The 16,523-nt window shown below is 73.6% G+C and carries 15 protein-coding genes; 8 read left to right on the forward strand and 7 right to left on the reverse strand.

All coding sequences use genetic code 11. The annotated features are described in order from the left end of the window. Positions 1 to 113: 113 nt before the first annotated feature. The 5 genes from panB to AB7J25_RS16245 form a co-directional block, all read right to left on the reverse strand. Entirely contained in the window at positions 114 to 1,022 is a 909-nt protein-coding gene (panB, locus tag AB7J25_RS16225; RefSeq protein ID WP_428509820.1) for a 3-methyl-2-oxobutanoate hydroxymethyltransferase, read from the reverse strand. 264 nt (positions 1,023 to 1,286) lie between these two features. Continuing rightward, the gene (locus tag AB7J25_RS16230) at positions 1,287 to 2,381 is read right to left on the reverse strand and encodes a glutamate--cysteine ligase (protein ID WP_428509822.1); all 1,095 of its coding nucleotides are present in this window, start codon (positions 2,379 to 2,381) and stop codon (positions 1,287 to 1,289) included. 300 nt (positions 2,382 to 2,681) lie between these two features. Then, positions 2,682 to 4,727 carry an alpha/beta fold hydrolase gene (locus tag AB7J25_RS16235; RefSeq protein WP_428509824.1) on the reverse strand — a complete coding sequence of 682 codons (2,046 nt, stop codon included), beginning with the start codon at positions 4,725 to 4,727 and terminating at the stop codon, positions 2,682 to 2,684. Positions 4,728 to 4,763: 36 nt separating this feature from the next. After that, on the reverse strand, positions 4,764 to 5,546 hold the full coding sequence (locus AB7J25_RS16240; RefSeq protein ID WP_428509826.1) for an alpha/beta fold hydrolase: 783 nt from the start codon (positions 5,544 to 5,546) through the stop codon (positions 4,764 to 4,766). A 46-nt stretch (positions 5,547 to 5,592) separates the two neighbouring features. Next, entirely contained in the window at positions 5,593 to 6,018 is a 426-nt protein-coding gene (locus tag AB7J25_RS16245; RefSeq protein WP_428509828.1) for an ester cyclase, read from the reverse strand. A 330-nt stretch (positions 6,019 to 6,348) separates the two neighbouring features. On the opposite strand from AB7J25_RS16245, the gene AB7J25_RS16250 reads away from it, so the two are divergent. The 8 genes from AB7J25_RS16250 to AB7J25_RS16285 all read left to right on the forward strand — a co-directional run bounded on the left by AB7J25_RS16250 (position 6,349) and on the right by AB7J25_RS16285 (position 14,157). After that, positions 6,349 to 8,013, forward strand: a complete 1,665-nt coding sequence (locus AB7J25_RS16250; protein ID WP_428509830.1) for a nitrite/sulfite reductase — start codon at positions 6,349 to 6,351, stop codon at positions 8,011 to 8,013. 84 nt (positions 8,014 to 8,097) lie between these two features. Further along, a complete protein-coding gene (locus AB7J25_RS16255; protein WP_428509832.1) occupies positions 8,098 to 8,265 on the forward strand; it encodes an Insertion element protein in 168 nt (55 codons plus the stop codon). Continuing rightward, entirely contained in the window at positions 8,265 to 8,960 is a 696-nt protein-coding gene (locus AB7J25_RS16260; RefSeq protein ID WP_428509899.1) for a phosphoadenylyl-sulfate reductase, read from the forward strand. Before AB7J25_RS16255 ends, AB7J25_RS16260 begins: the two co-directional genes overlap by 1 nt. Positions 8,961 to 9,048: 88 nt before the next feature. Further along, entirely contained in the window at positions 9,049 to 9,960 is a 912-nt protein-coding gene (cysD, locus tag AB7J25_RS16265) for a sulfate adenylyltransferase subunit CysD (protein WP_428509834.1), read from the forward strand. After that, the gene (locus AB7J25_RS16270; RefSeq protein ID WP_428509836.1) at positions 9,960 to 11,303 is read left to right on the forward strand and encodes a sulfate adenylyltransferase subunit 1; all 1,344 of its coding nucleotides are present in this window, start codon (positions 9,960 to 9,962) and stop codon (positions 11,301 to 11,303) included. Before cysD ends, AB7J25_RS16270 begins: the two co-directional genes overlap by 1 nt. A 120-nt stretch (positions 11,304 to 11,423) precedes the next feature. Next, positions 11,424 to 11,582 carry a hypothetical protein gene (locus AB7J25_RS16275; protein WP_428509838.1) on the forward strand — a complete coding sequence of 53 codons (159 nt, stop codon included), beginning with the start codon at positions 11,424 to 11,426 and terminating at the stop codon, positions 11,580 to 11,582. Between the two features lie 188 nt (positions 11,583 to 11,770). Continuing rightward, complete coding sequence (locus tag AB7J25_RS16280; RefSeq protein ID WP_428509840.1) at positions 11,771 to 13,162, forward strand: hemolysin family protein; 1,392 nt, start codon at positions 11,771 to 11,773, stop codon at positions 13,160 to 13,162. After that, positions 13,159 to 14,157 (forward strand): hemolysin family protein, encoded by a 999-nt coding sequence (locus AB7J25_RS16285; RefSeq protein ID WP_428509842.1) that lies wholly within the window; start codon positions 13,159 to 13,161, stop codon positions 14,155 to 14,157. Before AB7J25_RS16280 ends, AB7J25_RS16285 begins: the two co-directional genes overlap by 4 nt. Positions 14,158 to 14,426: 269 nt before the next feature. Here AB7J25_RS16285 and AB7J25_RS16290 read toward each other — a convergent pair whose 3' ends face one another. Together AB7J25_RS16290 and AB7J25_RS16295 are read right to left on the reverse strand one after the other, a co-directional pair. Continuing rightward, on the reverse strand, positions 14,427 to 15,791 hold the full coding sequence (locus tag AB7J25_RS16290; RefSeq protein ID WP_428509844.1) for a DUF4832 domain-containing protein: 1,365 nt from the start codon (positions 15,789 to 15,791) through the stop codon (positions 14,427 to 14,429). 58 nt (positions 15,792 to 15,849) lie between these two features. After that, entirely contained in the window at positions 15,850 to 16,326 is a 477-nt protein-coding gene (locus AB7J25_RS16295; protein ID WP_428509846.1) for an RrF2 family transcriptional regulator, read from the reverse strand. Positions 16,327 to 16,523: the final 197 nt, after the last annotated feature.

The raw sequence follows: 16,523 nt of genomic DNA on the forward strand, positions 1-16,523 counted from the left end.
GACGGTGGCGGCCTGCAGGGTCCTGCGGCGGGGAGGCACGCGGGCCAGCATGCCAGCGGCACGTGGGGTGGCGGTGAGGGCGGTCACCTGCCGGGGTGACCGCCCTCACCCGCTCACGAGTACGAGTGCTCCGCGTCCGGGTAGACGCCGCCGCGCACCTCGTCGCCGAACCGGCGGGCGGCGTCGAGGAGCTGGCCGCCGAGGTCGGCGTAGGGCTTGACGAACCGTGGCTTGCGGCCCCGGTTCATGCCCGCCATGTCCGACCACACCAGCACCTGCGCGTCGGTGTCGGGGCCCGCGCCGATCCCGATCGTCGGGATGACGAGCTCGGCCGTCACCCGCTTCGCGACGTGCGCTGGCACCATCTCCAGGACCACCGAGAACGCGCCGGCCTCCTGCAGCGCCAGGGCGTCCTCGACGAGCCTGCGCTCCGCGCTGTGGCCCCGGCCCTGGATCCGGAACCCGCCGAGGGCGTGCTCGCTCTGCGGGGTGAACCCGAGGTGCGCCATGACCGGGATGCCGGAGGCGGACAGCGCCTCCACCTGCGGCGCGAACCGCGCCCCGCCCTCCAGCTTCACCGCGTGCGCCCCGGCCTCCTTCATGAAGCGGAACGCCGTGGCCAGCGCCTGCTCGGGGCTCAGCTGGTAGCTGCCGAACGGGAGGTCGGCGACCACCATCGCGCGCCGGGTCCCCCGGGTCACGGCCTTGACCAGCGGCAGCAGCTCGTCGACCGTCACCGGAAGGGTGTTCTCGTAGCCGTAGACGTTGTTCGCCGCCGAGTCCCCGACCAGCAGGACCGGGATACCGGCCTCGTCGAAGATCTCCGCGGAGTACACGTCGTAGGCGGTGAGCATCGGCCACCGCTCGCCGCGTTCCTTCATCTCGCGGAGGTGGTGGACGCGGGTGCGCTTCGGCTTGAGGGTGCCGGTCGCACCGGTCGCCGTCGTCGCAGAGGCTGGCGGGCCGGTGCGGTACGGGGCCTGGACCTCGCCGGCGGGCAGGCGGGAATCGGGCTGAGACATCGTTGTCCGTCCTCCCTCGAGGCCCGGTGCGCCGGGTCCCCGGGTCGTCAGGTTGTGACGCGACAAGCCTTGCACCCGGGCCGGGGTGCCGCGCCGTGGAGCGACGGACTTCACACCACCTCCGGACCCGGTCAGCGCCCTGTCCGCGCGCCCTGCCGCCCCACGGGTTTCAGCGGCCGATGGCCCGCCTCCCCGGTTCGCTCGGAGAGGGACGGCAGGAGCGGGCGCCGGGGGGCCGCCCGGGCTCACCGGGCCGCCCACGGCTCAGCCTGCGAGCAGCGCGGGCAGCGACCCGCCCTCGGCGTGGCGGCGCAGGAGCTCGGTCGCCGGGCACTCGCGGCGCGCCCACCGCTCGCGCAGCGACGCCAGCCGCGCGACGTGCGCCTCCGCACCCGGGAGCGCCCGCTCGGCGGCGTCGAGGAGCGCCCCGGTGCAGCGGTGGACGTCGTCGTCGGCGAGCCCCGGGCCCGCGACCCGGCGGTGCGCCGCGGCGTCCGGGACGGTGGCGCGGCCGGGCAGCGTCTCGTCGCAGATCAGCCCGGTGAGCAGGCTGAGCAGCTCGCCGTAGAGATCCGTGCCGGGGCAGGCGTCGAACGCCTTGAACTCGATCCGCCCGATCTCGGCGGGTAGCCGGGCCGGCTGGGTGAGCGACGGATCCGACGGGATCTGCTCGTCGCCCGGGCCGAGGAAGACGAGCGCAGCGGGCCGCGCTCCCGTCCGCAGCGCAGTGCGCGCGGACAGCCCGCCCCACGGCGCCCCGTCCCGGAACGGCGAGGAGAACGACAGCGGCACCAGCCACGGGCTGTAGTAGGTGAGCTTGCGGCCGACGTCGACCAGTGCGGCACCGCCGAGGCCCGCGCGAGAGAGGTTGAGGTCCGGGCCGTAGGTGACCATGTGCAGGTCGGCCGTCCGCTCCTCCGGCGAACCCTGCCGGTGCCGACGTTCCCAGGCGTTGAGCGGCGGGTCCACGGTGTAGGCGGAGCGCAGCGGGTTGAAGCCGACCGTCACCGGCACCAGCCCGCGCGCGCGGGCGGCCCCGTCGAGCAGCGCCGCGTCCGAGGCGAGCGCGGCGGTCGTGTCCTCCACCGAGCCGTGGATCGCGGTGCGGATCTCCAGACCCTTGGGGTCGCAGCGCACCAGCTCGCCGTCGAGGTCGAATCGCTCGTAGCCCTCGACGTACCAGCGCTTGCGCTTGATGCCCTGGTCGCCGGTGCGCAGGTCCGGGTCGTCGGTCTCGGGCAGGGCGTCGACGACGCCCTGCAGCTCCTCGAACGTGGCGCTCGCGAAGTCCGCGAGGGACCCGTCGGTGCGCAGCAGGGCGCACTCGTGCTCGATGCCGTAGCGGAACCCCAGAGACACTGAGCGAGCTTAGCCTCAGCTGATCATTCGACGTGGCCAGGCCAGCGCCCCCTGACCCCCGCGAGTTCCGCATCCGACGGCCGCGAGTTGCGCATCTGACGGCCGCGAGTTCCGCATTCGACGGCCGCGAGTTCCGCATCCCACGGCCGCGAGTTCCGCATCCTGTCAGGCCGTCTTGCACCTCTCATCCGACCGGAACACGCACACAGCCTGACGGAATGCGCAACTCGCGGGAGCACGACCCGCACACGGGCTGATGGAATGCGCAACTCGCGGCCGCGGAATGCGGAACTCGCGGGGTCAGGCCAGCGCCCACACCCCGAGCAGCACCGAGCAGCTCAGCGCCGCGACCCCGAGCAGGCCCAGGTAGATCCGCCGCCACAGCCGCCAGCCGCCGCGCAACCCGAGGATCACCCCGAGCGCCACGAGCACCCCCAGCACCATCGCCACCACGGGGAGCACCAGGACCCACGCCCATCCCGAGGGCAGCCCGAGCAGCAGGAGCGCCTCGTCGGTGCCGAACGCGGAGTAGACCGCCACACCCAGCGCGACGGCGAACGTGACGATCACCAGCCCGTCCGCCAGCACCAGCCACGGGACGGCGCGCGCGAGCCATGCGCGGGGGCCCGGCCGCCGCTCGCCCCGCAGCTGGCCAAGGAGCCACGCGAGCGGCAGCAGGAACCACGCCGAGAGCAACACCAGCAGCGCGCCCGCGAACACGCCCACCTGCACCAGCGTCGTCCCGCTCGCCGCGAGCACCTTCGGCAGCGCGGGCAGCTCGACGACGTCGTCGGCGGTGTAGAAGTCCGGACCGCCGAGGGCTTCGAGGCAGGCGTCGCGGGGTTGCCCGGCCGGGTCCTCGAGGAACGAGGCGACGATCTCCTCGGCGCAGGGGTCGCTGCCGAACGCGCCGTGCCCCGTGGTCGGGAAGGTGTAGGAGCGCGACCTCTCCAGCGTCCCCGCCGCGAGGGCGGCGTTGCCCGCCGGGGTGATCGGGTCGAACCGGCCGGACAGCAGCAGCGTCGGGACGTCGCTGGTCACGGGGTCGTCCGCACCGCGCGCGGCGGGGACGTCCCATGCGGCGCAGCCGGCGGCCTGGTTCGTCACGCCCTCGCGCCCGAACGCGGCGACCTCGGGGCGCAGCCCGGCCGTCGGTGCGGCGTCCGGGTCGAGGTCGCCGTCCTCGGCGCAGAGCACCGACAGGTACATGCCCTGGGCGGTGGACCGGTCGAACAGGAACAGGCTCGCGACCTCGCCCAGCGCGGTGTAGTCGTCGCGCTGCACCGCGCCCAGCAGGAGCGGCAGCGCCCGCACCAGCGACGCCGGGTACAGCGCCTGGAACACCACCCCGAGCAGGTCCTCGCCGCGCATCGGGGCGAGGTAGGTGATGCCCGAGTCCGGGTCGGTGAGCGGGACGCGGGCGGGCGTGGCGTCCAGCCGCGCCATCTCGGCGGCGAGGGTGGCGCCGAGGTCCGGGTACGCGGCGGCGCAGGGTGGATCGGCGGCGCACGCAGCGTCGAGCGCGCTGAGGGCGCCGTCGAGGCTCGGACCGACGGTCTCGACGAAGTTCACCTGCGGGGGCACGACGCCGTCCAGGACGGCGCTGCGCACGCTGCCGGGGAAGCGGCGCAGCACCTCCAGGACCAGCTCGGAACCGTAGGAGACGCCGTAGAGGTTCACCTGGTCGTAGCCGAGCGCCTGGCGCAGCGCGTCCACGTCGGCGGCGTTCTCGGCGGTGGTGTAGCCGGTGAGGTCCACCCCCTCGGCGACGAGCCGCGCCCGGCACGCCGCCGTCGCCTCGACCGCCTGGCGGGTCGCCTCCTCGTCGGGGATGTCCTGCTCGACGGTGCGCAGCGTCAGCTGGTCCAGCTCCGGGCAGAACAGCGTCGGTTGCGAGGTACCGGTGCCACGCTGGTCGAACAGCACGACGTCGCGGCCCTGGGCGAGCGGGACGCGGGCGAGCAGGCCCGGGTCGGCGAGGAAGGTGGAGATCGTCGCGCCGCCCGGGCCGCCCTGCGCGTAGAACAGCGGGTCCGGCTGCCGCTGCGGGCCGGTGGCGCGGGCGACGAGCACGCCGAGGGTGATCGCCCGGGTACCGGGCGCGCCGCGGTGCTCGGGCACGGTGAGCCGCCCGCACTCGACCTGCGCGGGCAGGTCCGGGACGACGACGTCCAGCTCGCTGCACGCGACCGTGCGGTATGCGCCCGCCGCGGGTGCGGGCGGAGGAGCCGGAGCGCTCGACACCGCGCGAGCCGCGTCCGGACCGGGCGCGGCCTGTCCCGCCGGGAGCAGGGCCAGCGCCGCGACCACCAGCGCCGCGACCCGTCGTCCGAACCCGCCTGACATCGCCCACCCCTCCCGGACTGCGGGCGACCCTAGACGTCAGGCGGCGGCCGCCGTGGCCCGGATGACCGAGGCGACCGCGTCCGGTGCGTCGTAGAACGGCAGGTGCCCCGCGTCGAGGGTGACGTGCCGGGCGTGGGGCAGCACGTTGCGGGCCCGCGGGGCCTGGCGACCGTAGGGCAGGAGCCGGTCGCAGTCACCCCAGGCGACCGTGACGCGGGCGCCGTCCAGCTGACCGCCGCCGGTGAACGTGTACTGCTCGAACGCCGCCAGCGTCCCCGCGAAGGCGGGCGCGGCGAACGCGTCCACGAGCGTGGCGTCGACCACGTCGAACGGCACCGCCGACGGCCGCTTCACCAGCTGCGCGAGCAGCGCGGCCCGCCCCGCAGGGGTGCGGGCCAGCCGCCGCACCCCCGGCTGGAGCCCCATCGGCATCCGCGCGAACGCCGCCAGCGACAGCAGCGCGTAGCGGCGCTCGGCGGCCGTCCAGAACCCGGCGGGTGAGAACGCCGTGGCCGACGCGACACGACCGCGGCGGGCCAGCTCCAGGGCGATCGCCCCGCCCATGGAGTTGCCGGCCACGTGGGGTGCGTCCAGACCGTGCTCGGAGAGGAACCTCTCGAAGGCGTCGACGTAGGCCCACAGCGTGGGCTCCGTCCCCGCGGGCAGCGGCGGCGACTGGCCGAAGCCCGGGGAGTCGCAGGCGAGGACGTCGAACCGGCCGCCCAGCCGGTCGATCACCGGCTCCCACGCCTGCCAGTGGTGCCCGACGCCGTGGATCAGCACGAGCGGCGCCCCGCTGCCGCTGCGGTGGTGGTGCATGCACCGCACCCTAGCCACCCCGGCCGCAGCCGGGTGGCCGTGATCGTCACGCGGGCGGGGGGACCGCCCCGACCTGGACGAGCACGCCGAGCATGTCCGCATGCGACCAGCGTTCGACGCAGCGGCCGTCGCGGAAGTGCAGGATCGTGATCCCCGGCAGCGCGATCTCCGTGCCGGTGCCCGCGACGCCGAGGAACGGGCCCTCGTGGCGGCCGGTGAGGGTGAACCGGCAGACGAGCCGGTCGCCGTCGGAGAACGTCTCGTGGACGGCGATCCGGCAGCCGGGGAACGCCGCCATGACGCCGGCGTAGAACTCCCGGACGGCGGGCTTGGGCATCGGCTCGGGGGTGTAGCCGTGCAGGAGGACGCCGTCGTCGTAGATCCCGAGGTAGCCCTCCAGGTCGCCGGCGTTCCAGCGCTCGATCGCGGCGTGCAGGGCGGCCTCGTTGCGGGCGAGGGTGGCGCTGGTCATGACGGCCTCCGGTCCGGTGGGTGGGAGGCCGAGTGTGGGTGCGCGGCCGGGGGACGACATCGGTCGTTCGACCGATGGGTGTGACCCGGCTCCCACCATCTGGACCGTCTTGGCCGGACGGCGGGACGGGTGGCACCCTGTGCAGGTGACGACGACGCGCGCCCTCGGACGCCCTGCCACGTGCGCGGCGCTGCGTCCGGTCTTCGTGGCGCGCCGCTGGGTGGACTTCCAGCGCGTCGACAGCGCGCTCTGTCGCTGACGCCCGTCCACGCCCCCTTCTCCCCCACCACCCGGCCGGCGCGTGCCCGGCTGCGATCCGGAGGCTCCGACGTGCCCCCATCCACCCCTGTCAAGCGCAAGCGCGGCGAAGGCCAGTGGAAACTCGGCCACCGCGAGCCCCTCAACCCGAACGAGCGCACGAAGAAGGACGACAACGGCCTCAACGTCCGGGCCCGGATCGAGAACGTCTACGCCAAGCGCGGCTTCGACTCGATCGACCCGGCCGATCTGCGCGGCCGTTTCCGCTGGTGGGGGCTCTACACCCAGCGCAAGCCCGGCATCGACGGCGGCCGGACGGCGGCGCTGGAGCCCGAGGAGCTCGACGACAGCTACTTCATGCTGCGCGTGCGGCTCGACGGCGGGGCGCTCACCACGGAGCAGCTGCTCGCCCTCGGCGAGATCTCGCAGACCTACGCCCGCGACACCGCGGACGTCACGGACCGCCAGAACATCCAGTACCACTGGATCCGGGTCGAGGACATGCCGGCGATCTGGCAGCGGCTGGAGAGCCTCGGGATGCAGACCACCGAGGCGTGCGGCGACACCCCGCGCGTGGTGCTCGGCTCCCCCGTCGCGGGGATCTCGCGCGACGAGGAGCTCGACCCGACGCCCGCGATCGACGAGATCGTCCGCCGGTACGTCGGCGACCTGGCGTACTCGAACCTGCCCCGCAAGTTCAAGACCGCGATCTCCTGGCAGCAGGACGTCGCGCACGAGGTCAACGACGTGTCGTTCGTCGGCGTCGTGCACCCCGAGCACGGACCGGGTTTCGACGTCTGGGTCGGCGGGGGCCTTTCGACGAACCCGAAGATCGCGCAGCGGCTGGGCGCATGGGTGCCGCTGGACGAGATCCCGGACGTGTGGTGCGGCATCGTCTCGGTGTTCCGGGACTACGGCTACCGGCGCCTGCGCCACCGCGCCCGGATCAAGTTCCTCGTCGCGGACTGGGGTGCGGCGGAGTTCCGCCGCGTGCTGGAGGAGGAGTACCTGGGCCGCACGCTCGTCGATGGGCCGGCACCCGAGGTCCCGGAGCGGCCGATCGACCACGTCGGTGTCCACACGCAGACCGACGGCCTGCGCTACGTCGGCGTCGCACCGGCGTCGGGGCGGGTGTCGGGCACCACGCTGATCGCGCTGGCCAAGGCCGCGGAGACGGCCGGGTCGCGCCGGGTGCGGCTCACCGCCCAGCAGAAGATCGTCGTGCTGGACGTGCCCGAGGAGAACGTCGCCGCGCTCGTGGACGAGCTGGACGGGCTGGGCCTGCAGAGCAACCCGTCGCCGTGGCGGCGCGCGACGATGGCGTGCACGGGGATCGAGTACTGCAAGCTCGCGATCGTCGAGACCAAGGAGCGGGCGATCCGGCTGGTGGACGAGCTGGAGAAGCGGCTGGCCGACGTGGTGCCGGACGTCCCGATCTCCATCCACCTCAACGGCTGCCCGAACTCGTGCGCCCGCACCCAGGTGGCCGACATCGGGCTCAAGGGCCAGATCGTCACCGACGCCGAGGGCAACCAGGTCGAGGGCTTCCAGGTCCACCTCGGTGGCGGGCTGGGCCTGGACTCCGGGTTCGGACGCAAGCTGCGCGGGCTGAAGGTCACGAGCGCGGATCTGGGCGACTACGTGGACCGGGTGGTGCGCCGCTTCGCCGCGCAGCGCGAGCCGGGCGAGCGGTTCGCGCAGTGGGTCACCCGGGCCGCCGAGGACGACCTCAAGTGACGGTGCACATGACCGAGCCTGCGAGGTCATCAACCCACGCAGTGTCGCCAGACACTGACCGACGAGCGCCGGCGAGGAGGGCACGTGTCTGAGCGCGCCGTGCCCTTCTACTGCCCGTACTGCGGGGAGGAGGACCTCCGTCCGGCCGAGCAGACCGAGCGGGTCCCGCGGGGGGCGTGGTACTGCGCGTCGTGCCTGCGCACGTTCGCCCTGACCATGATCGGAATCGGAGTACCCGAGGTGAGGCAGTGATCCCGACCACCACCGACGGCCCGGAGCTCGCACGCCGCGGCATCGAGGAGCTCGGGCCGGACGCGACCGCCGAACAGGTGCTCGCCTGGACCGCGCGGACGTTCGGCGACCGCGTCATCGTGGCGTCGAACATGCAGGACGCCGTGCTCATCGACCTCGCGGCGAAGGCGATGCCGGGTGTGGACGTGCTGTTCCTGGAGACCGGCTACCACTTCCCGGAGACGATCGGCACCCGCGACGCCGTCGCCACGGTCTACGACGTGAACGTCGTGGACGCGCTGCCCGAGCACACCGTCGCCGAGCAGGACGCGCTGCTGGGCCGCGACCTGTTCGCCCGCGAGCCGGACCGCTGCTGCTTCCTGCGCAAGGTCGTGCCGCTGGAGCGCACCCTCGCCGGCTACGACGCGTGGGTCACCGGCGTGCGCCGCGTCGAGGCACCGACGCGGGCGAACACCCCGCTCGTCACCTGGGACGACAAGTTCGGCCTGGTGAAGGTGAACCCGCTGGCCGCGTGGTCCGACGACGACATGGACGCCTACGTGGACGAGCACGGCGTGCTGGTCAACCCGCTGGTGTCGGCCGGCTATCCGTCGATCGGGTGCGCCCCGTGCACGCGCAAGCCGCTGCCGGGCGAGGACAAGCGCTCGGGCCGCTGGGCGGGGCGGGAGAAGACCGAGTGCGGGCTGCACGGATGAGCCAGGGACACCGTCGAGAACGACGTTACGCAGCTCCGGAGGCCTTGTTGATCAGCAGAACGTCGTTCTCGACGCGCAGGGGGACCCGGTGACCACGGCGACGGCCACCACGATGGACGCCCTGGACGCGCTCGAGTCCGAGGCGATCCACATCTTCCGCGAGGTGGCGGGCGAGTTCGACCGCCCCGTGATCCTCTTCTCCGGTGGCAAGGACTCGACGCTGCTGGTGCACCTCGCCGTCAAGGCGTTCGCGCCCGCGCGGGTGCCGTTCCCGCTGCTGCACGTCGACACCGGCCACAACTATCCGGAGGTCATCGACTTCCGCGACGCCCTCGTCGAGCGCCTCGGCCTGCGCCTGCACGTCGCCCACGTGCAGGACTGGATCGACGACGGCAGCCTCACCGAACGCCCGGACGGCACCCGCAACCCGCTGCAGACCGTCCCGCTGCTGGACTCGATCAACTCCCACAGGTTCGACGCGGTGTTCGGCGGCGGTCGCCGCGACGAGGAGCGCGCGCGGGCCAAGGAGCGCATCCTCAGCCTGCGCGACGGGTTCGGCCGCTGGGATCCGCGCACGCAGCGCCCCGAGCTGTGGAACCTCTACAACGGCCGCCACGCCGCCGGCGAGCACGTGCGGGTGTTCCCGATCTCCAACTGGACCGAGCTGGACGTGTGGCGCTACATCCAGCGCGAGCAGGTCGAGCTGCCGAGCATCTACTACGCCCACGAGCGCGAGGTCTTCCACCGGGACGGGATGTGGCTGGCGGAGGGACCGTGGGGCGGCCCGCGGGGCGGCGAGACGGTGGAACGCAGGACGGTGCGCTATCGGACCGTCGGGGACGGTTCCTGCACCGGAGCGGTGGAGTCGACGGCGACGACGCTGGACGAGGTGATCGCCGAGGTCACGGCCTCGAGGCTCACCGAGCGTGGCGCGACGCGCGCCGACGACCGCCTGTCGGAGGCGGCGATGGAGGACCGCAAGCGGGAAGGCTACTTCTGATGGACACCACGGCGCCGCGCGATCTCCTACGTTTCGCGACGGCGGGTTCGGTGGACGACGGCAAGTCCACGCTGGTCGGCAGGCTGCTCTTCGACACCAAGTCCGTGCTCGCCGACCAGATCGAGGCCGTCACCCGGGCGTCGGTGGACAAGGGCCTCGCGACGCCGGACCTGTCGCTCCTGGTGGACGGCCTGCGCGCCGAGCGCGAACAGGGCATCACGATCGACGTCGCCTACCGCTACTTCGGCACGCCGACGCGCGAGTTCGTGCTCGCCGACACCCCGGGGCACGTGCAGTACACCCGCAACACCGTCACCGGCGCGTCGACCGCCGAGCTCGCGGTCCTGCTCGTGGACGCGCGCAACGGCGTGGTCGAGCAGACGCGCCGCCACGCCGCCGTCCTCGCCCTGCTGCGGGTGCCGCGGCTGGTCCTCGCGATCAACAAGATCGACCTCGTCGACTACGACGAGGGTGTGCTGCGGGCCATCGCGAAGGAGTTCGCCGGGCTCGCCCGCACGCTGGGCTACACGGACGACGCCGTCGTCACGATCCCGGTGTCTGCGCTGGTCGGCGACAACGTCGTCGAGCGTTCGGAGCGCACCCCCTGGTACGACGGGCCGACGCTGCTCGGGCACCTGGAGTCGGTGCCCGTCACCGGCCCCGAGGAGGACGCCCCGTTCCGGATGGCGGTGCAGTACGTGATCCGCCCCGGCGCGGACACCGCGACCGCAGGCTCCGCCTGGGACGGGCGCGACCTGCACGACTACCGCGGCTACGCGGGCCAGGTCGCGGCGGGCACCGTCGCCCCCGGCGACGAGGTGGTCGTGCTGCCCGGCGGCAGGCGCACCCGCGTCGCCGCCGTCGAGACCGCGGACGGCCCGCTGGCGTCGGCGGGCGCGGGCCGCAGCGTCACGATCCTGCTCGAGGACGACATCGACATCTCCCGCGGCGACGTCCTCGCCGCGGCCGACGCCGCCCCGCGGGTCACCGACGAGATCGACGCGACGCTGTGCTGGCTCGCCGAGAAGCCGCTGCGGCCCGGCGCACGGCTGCTGCTCAAGCACGGCACCCGCACCACGCAGGTGATCGTGGGCGCGGTGACCGAGCGGCTGGACACCGAGACGTACACGTTCACCGAGCCGCCAGCGCAGCTGCAGATCAACGACATCGCCCACGTGTCGCTGCGCACGGCCGACCCGCTGCCCGTCGACGCGTACGAGCGCGTGCGCGCCACCGGCAGCTTCCTGCTCATCGACCCGCCCACCGGCAACACGCTGGCGGCGGGGCTGGTGGGCACGCCCCTGGCCGCGGTGGGTCTCCAGCCGAGCCTGTCCGTCCGGTAAGGCGGCTCTCACCGATCGGTCCCGGAATCCTCGCCCGGAGGGGGATCCCGCCGGGCACCCGGTGCGAGCAGCCTGGACGGACGACCGCCGCGCCGGGCGGTCGCCGAGGAGGCCTTCGCCATGTGGACGTTCGTCTGGTTCGTGGGCACGCCCGTGCTCGTCCTGCTGGTCGCGCTCGCGCTGGAGCGGCTGCAGCAGGTCGTCGTCGACGCCGGGCCGGGAACGGCCGCGCCGCGCACACCGCGATCCCGGCGCGTCGCGGGCAGCACGCCGCGCTGACGCGCGGATCACCCGGCGGTGGGGCCCGCCGCGGTCTACGCTCGTCCTGCCCCGGGAACCAGAGTCGCTCCCCCGACGTTGCACCGGCAGCAGACTGCCCCCTGCGAGAGGATCATGGCCCCGTCCTGTGATACCGGCACCGCCCTGCGCGGTCGGTGTATGCGGTGTCGACGTCGCGGGGCGTCGCGATGACGCTCGCTCTCGAGATCCTGCTCGGCATCACGATCGTCCTGGCGATCACCGCCTTCACCGGCTACTTCGTGGCCCAGGAGTTCGGCTACATGGCCGTGGACCGGTCGCGGCTCAAGGCGGCGGCGAACGCCGGTGACACCGGCGCGCGGCGGGCGCTGGCCATCACGCGCCGCACCTCGTTCATGCTCTCCGGCGCCCAGCTCGGCATCACCGTCACCGGGCTCCTCGTCGGGTACGTCGCCGAGCCGATGATCGGCGAGGGGGTCGGCGAGCTGCTCGGCGGCATCGGCGTCCCGCAGGCGGTGGGCATCGGGATCGGCACCGTGCTCGCGCTGCTGATCGCCACGGTGGTGCAGATGGTCTTCGGCGAGCTGTTCCCGAAGAACCTCGCCATCGCCCGCCCGGAGCCGGTCGCCCGCGCGCTGGCCCTGTCCACCGCCGTCTACCTGCGGATCTTCGGCTGGCTGATCCACCTGTTCGACACGGCCTCGAACGTCTTGCTGCGCGCCGTGCGGATCGAGCCCGTACACGACGTCGAGCACGCCGCCACGCCGCGCGACCTGGAGGCGATCATCGACGAGTCCCGCGAGAGCGGCGATCTCGACGAGGAGCTCTCGTGGCTCCTGGACCGCGTCCTGGACTTCACCGACCGCACCGCCCGCGCCGCGATGATCCCCCGCCCGCAGGTGGCGTCGATGCGCGCCGGCACCACCGTGGCCGCCGTCGTCGAGCGGATGAACTCCGGCCACTCCCGCTACCCCGTGCTGGGTGCGGGCCCGGACGACGTCGTCGGCGTGATCTGCCTGCGCGACGTCCTGGCCCTGGAGGGCCGGGACCTGCACGGCATCCGCGTGGAGGAGGTCGCGCGCGAGCCGGTCATGGTGCCGGACTCGCTGCCGCTGCCCACCGTGCTGGCCCGGCTGCGCGACAGCGGTGAGGAGCTGGCCTGCGTCGTCGACGAGTACGGCGACCTCGCGGGCGTGGTCACGATGGAGGACATCGCGGAGGAGCTGGTCGGCGAGATCACCGACGAGCACGACCGGCCCCGCGCGGACGAGCCCTTCGCCGGGGACGGTGAGTGGCTCGTGTCCGGCGGCATGCACGTCGACGAGGTGGAGCGGCTCGTCGACGCGGACCTGCCGCACGGGCCGTACCAGACCATCGGCGGACTGGCCGTCAAGGAGCTGGGCAGGCTGCCCGAGCCGGGCGACGTCGTGGCGGTGCGGGTGCCGGGCGAGGAGGACGAGGAGCGCGTCCTGGAGGTCCGGGTGCACACGGTGGACCGCCACGTCGCGCGCGAGGTGCGGCTGCGCTGGCTGGATGCCACCGAGGACGCCGCCGAGGGCGCCACCGAGGGGGCCACCGAGGACCGGGCGGTGCCGCGGTGAGCCTGACGGCGGTGCTCGTGTCGGTCGGGCTGATCGCGCTGAGCGCGTTCTTCGTCGCCGTCGAGTTCGCGCTGGTGGCGGCCCGCCGCTACCGGCTGGAGGAGCAGGCGCAGCACAGCGCCGCGGCACGGGCCGCGCTGCGCAGCGCCCGCGACCTGTCCCTGCTGCTCGCGGGCTCCCAGCTCGGCATCACGCTGTGCACGCTCGGCCTCGGCGCGGTGGCGAAGCCCGCGCTGGACGCGGCCCTGGAGCCGCTGCTCACGAGCTGGGGCCTGCCCACGGCCACCGCGGGGGTCCTCGCGTTCCTGCTGTCGCTGATCGTGGTGACGTTCCTGCACCTGGTCGTGGGCGAGATGGCGCCGAAGTCCTGGGCGATCGCACACCCGGAGCGTTCGGCGATCCTCCTGGCCCTGCCGATGCGGGGGTTCATGTGGGCCACCCGCCCGCTGCTCGTCCTGCTGAACGGGCTGGCCAACCGCTGTCTGCGGGCCGCAGGCGTCGAGCCGGTGGACGAGGTCGGGGAAGGCCGCAACCCGGCGGACCTGCGCGAGCTGGTGGACCACTCCGCCACCGCGGGTGCGCTGGACCGGCAGCGGCGCGACCAGATCGTCACGGCGCTGGAGGTGGACTCGGCCCCGCTGCGCGAGGTGCTGCTCCCGATCGACCGCATCGTCCGCGTGCCCGCCGACGCTGCGGCCTCCCGGATCCGCGCGGCCGCCCGCGACAGCGGCCACCTGCGACTGCTCGTCGAGCGCGACGGCGAGCCCGTCGGGATCGTGCACGTCCGCGACGCGCTCACCCGCTCCGAGGACACGACGGCCGCCGACCTGCTCAAGCCGGTGCTCACCCTCGCCGCCACCACCCCGATCCACGAGGCGCTGCGGCGGATGCGGGACAGCCGCACCCACGTCGCCCTCATCGAGGACGGCGACGCCCTGCGCGGGTTCGTCACGATGCGCGACCTGCTGGACCGGCTGCTGCCGGTGGGCGCCTGACCGGCAGCGCCGCCCGGGTGCTCAGCGGCGACCGCGCGCCTCGGCCAGCCTGCCAAGACCCCAGTCCATCGCCCGCCAGCCCGCGAGACCGCCGCCGACGCCCGCGCAGAAGCAGGCGATCAGCATGCCGACCGTCGTCATGGTTTCCTCCGCTCTCGTGCCCCCGGGAAGGTGCTCGCCGGGAGGACGGACGCCGTGAACGGGGGGACGGGCGTACCCGTCCGCGGCGCGCCGAGCTGCACCTCCCCCGCGACGAGCGGCTGGACCGGTCAGTCCTCGACCTGCAGCGTCCCCAGCGGGTAGGAGCCGTCACCGGCCCGCCCGGCGACGGCCAGCTGCATCGGCGCGAGGTACCCGGCGGGGCTCACGACGCGCACGGCGACGGAGTAGCTCCCGGGAGCGAGATCGGGCAGCTCGAAGGTGTCGGTGACGCTCACGGGGGCGGCCGTGGGCGGCATCGTCGCGAGATCGGCCGTGGAGCGCCCCGACCAGGCCGTCCGGCCCGCGGGGTCGCGCAGCTCGATCATGACGTCCCACGGCAGGTAGGCCGGGGTGACACCGACGTTGGACCAGTCCGCCGTCACGGTCATCGAGGAACCCGGGTCGACGGTCTGCGGCACGGTGAGGGCGTCCAGCACGAACCGGTACCCGGTGGTCTTGTTGACCAGCTGGAACGTCTGCTGCTGCCCTGGCGACAGGTCCTCGTAGTCGCCCGGGAAGTTCGCGCTGGAGAGTGCGGCCACGTGGTAGTCGCGCACCTGCTGCAGGCCGAGCTGGAACTGGTCCGGGACGTCGGTGTCCCCGCACCACTCGCCGATCCACGGCGCGGTCCGCCACCGCTCCAGCGCCTCCGGCACCTCGTCGATCTTCGAGCCCTTGAAGCCCTCGTTGCCGACGCAGTCCACCCGGATCCCGACGCGGGGCGAGAGCGCGAGCGCGTCCCGCAGGAGCCCCGCGTCCGGGGTCATCATCAGCACGTACTTCGACGGGAACGCGTCGAGCACGGACTGCACGAGCCGCCGCGAGTTCTCGGGCGTGATCGGGGTGCCGATGGGGCCGGAGTCGTCGCTGGACAGGTGGTACTCGCCGAAGGAGCCGTAGCCGCCGACGTCGACGAACCCGAGCCGCGGATCGGCGTCGTAGCGCGCGCCGATCGCCTTCATGAGCGCGGCGTAGCCGGAGAGGAACTCCTCGCTGTTCCAGTCCGGCTGCCCGTCCGGCTGTCGGGGGACGTAGTCCGGGGCGAGGTTGCCGCCGCAGTCCGGGCAGTACGCCATGACCCGGAAGCTGAACAGGCCCTTCCCGGCCTCCGCCGCTGCGAGGCCGCGGTCGATCGCGGCGAGGTCGTAGCGCCCGCGGACCCGCTCCAACCCGCCCGCCCAGCGGATCTGGTCGCGGTGGTAGACGTCCGGGGCGGGCCAGTCCTCCGGGGCCGGCCCGTTCTTCAACCACTGGTACTGGCCACGCAACGGGTTCGCGAGCTCCGGCGCGTCGACCGGTACGGCCTGCGGCGCGAGCCGGACGGTGGGCCCGTCGACGGTGCCGGTGCTCGAACAGCCCACCACCACCCCGGCGGCGGCGACGATCGCGAGCACCGCGGCGAGCAGGGCACGGGCCTGCGCTCGGGACTGCATCGGATCCGATCCCCCTCGGCTGGGACGGCTCCGAAGGGTAGCCGCGGCGGCCGGAAGATCAGCTCTGGGGCGGCGGCCACACCGATCGCCAGGAGCGTTCCTCCGCGGTGAAGCGGGTGACGATCTCGGGCAGCGTCCCCGTCGCCACCTGCTCGACGGTGGTGTGTTCCAGCAGCGCGCGCAAGCTCGCGCGCACCGCCACCCACACGTCGCGCAGGTGCTCGGCGCAGCCGTCGTAGGTGTGCAGCTCGGGCCGCTGGCCGCGCACCATCGCGAGCGGCCCGTCGAGCACCCGCATGACCTCGGCGACGGTGATGTCCGAGGCGGGCCGGGCCAGGCGGTGCCCGCCGTCGGGACCGCGACGGCTCTCCACGATCCCCGCGCGGCGCAGCTCGACGAGGATCGCGTCGAGGAACGTGCGCGGGACCGACTGCCGCACCGCGATCTCGTCCGCCTTCACGGATACCCCGTCGGGGGCACAGGCGAGGACGCACAGCGCGCGCAGCGCGTAGTCGGCGCGGGCCGAGATCTGCACCACATCATCCTGTCAGGTGGGAGAATTGTTGACCCTCCCGGGCGACTTTGTCAGGATCGACACCGTGCCTACGACGCTGCGCCTGGATCAGCCTGCGCTGGTCCGTCGGCTGCACGTCGACCTGATGCGCCTGTCCACCGTGGCCTGCTGTCGCACCGCCTGACGCTTCGCCCGCGCCGCCCCACCGCACCCTCGCC

The sequence above is a fragment of the Pseudonocardia sp. genome (genome assembly GCF_050246655.1).
Classification (GTDB): domain Bacteria; phylum Actinomycetota; class Actinomycetes; order Mycobacteriales; family Pseudonocardiaceae; genus Pseudonocardia.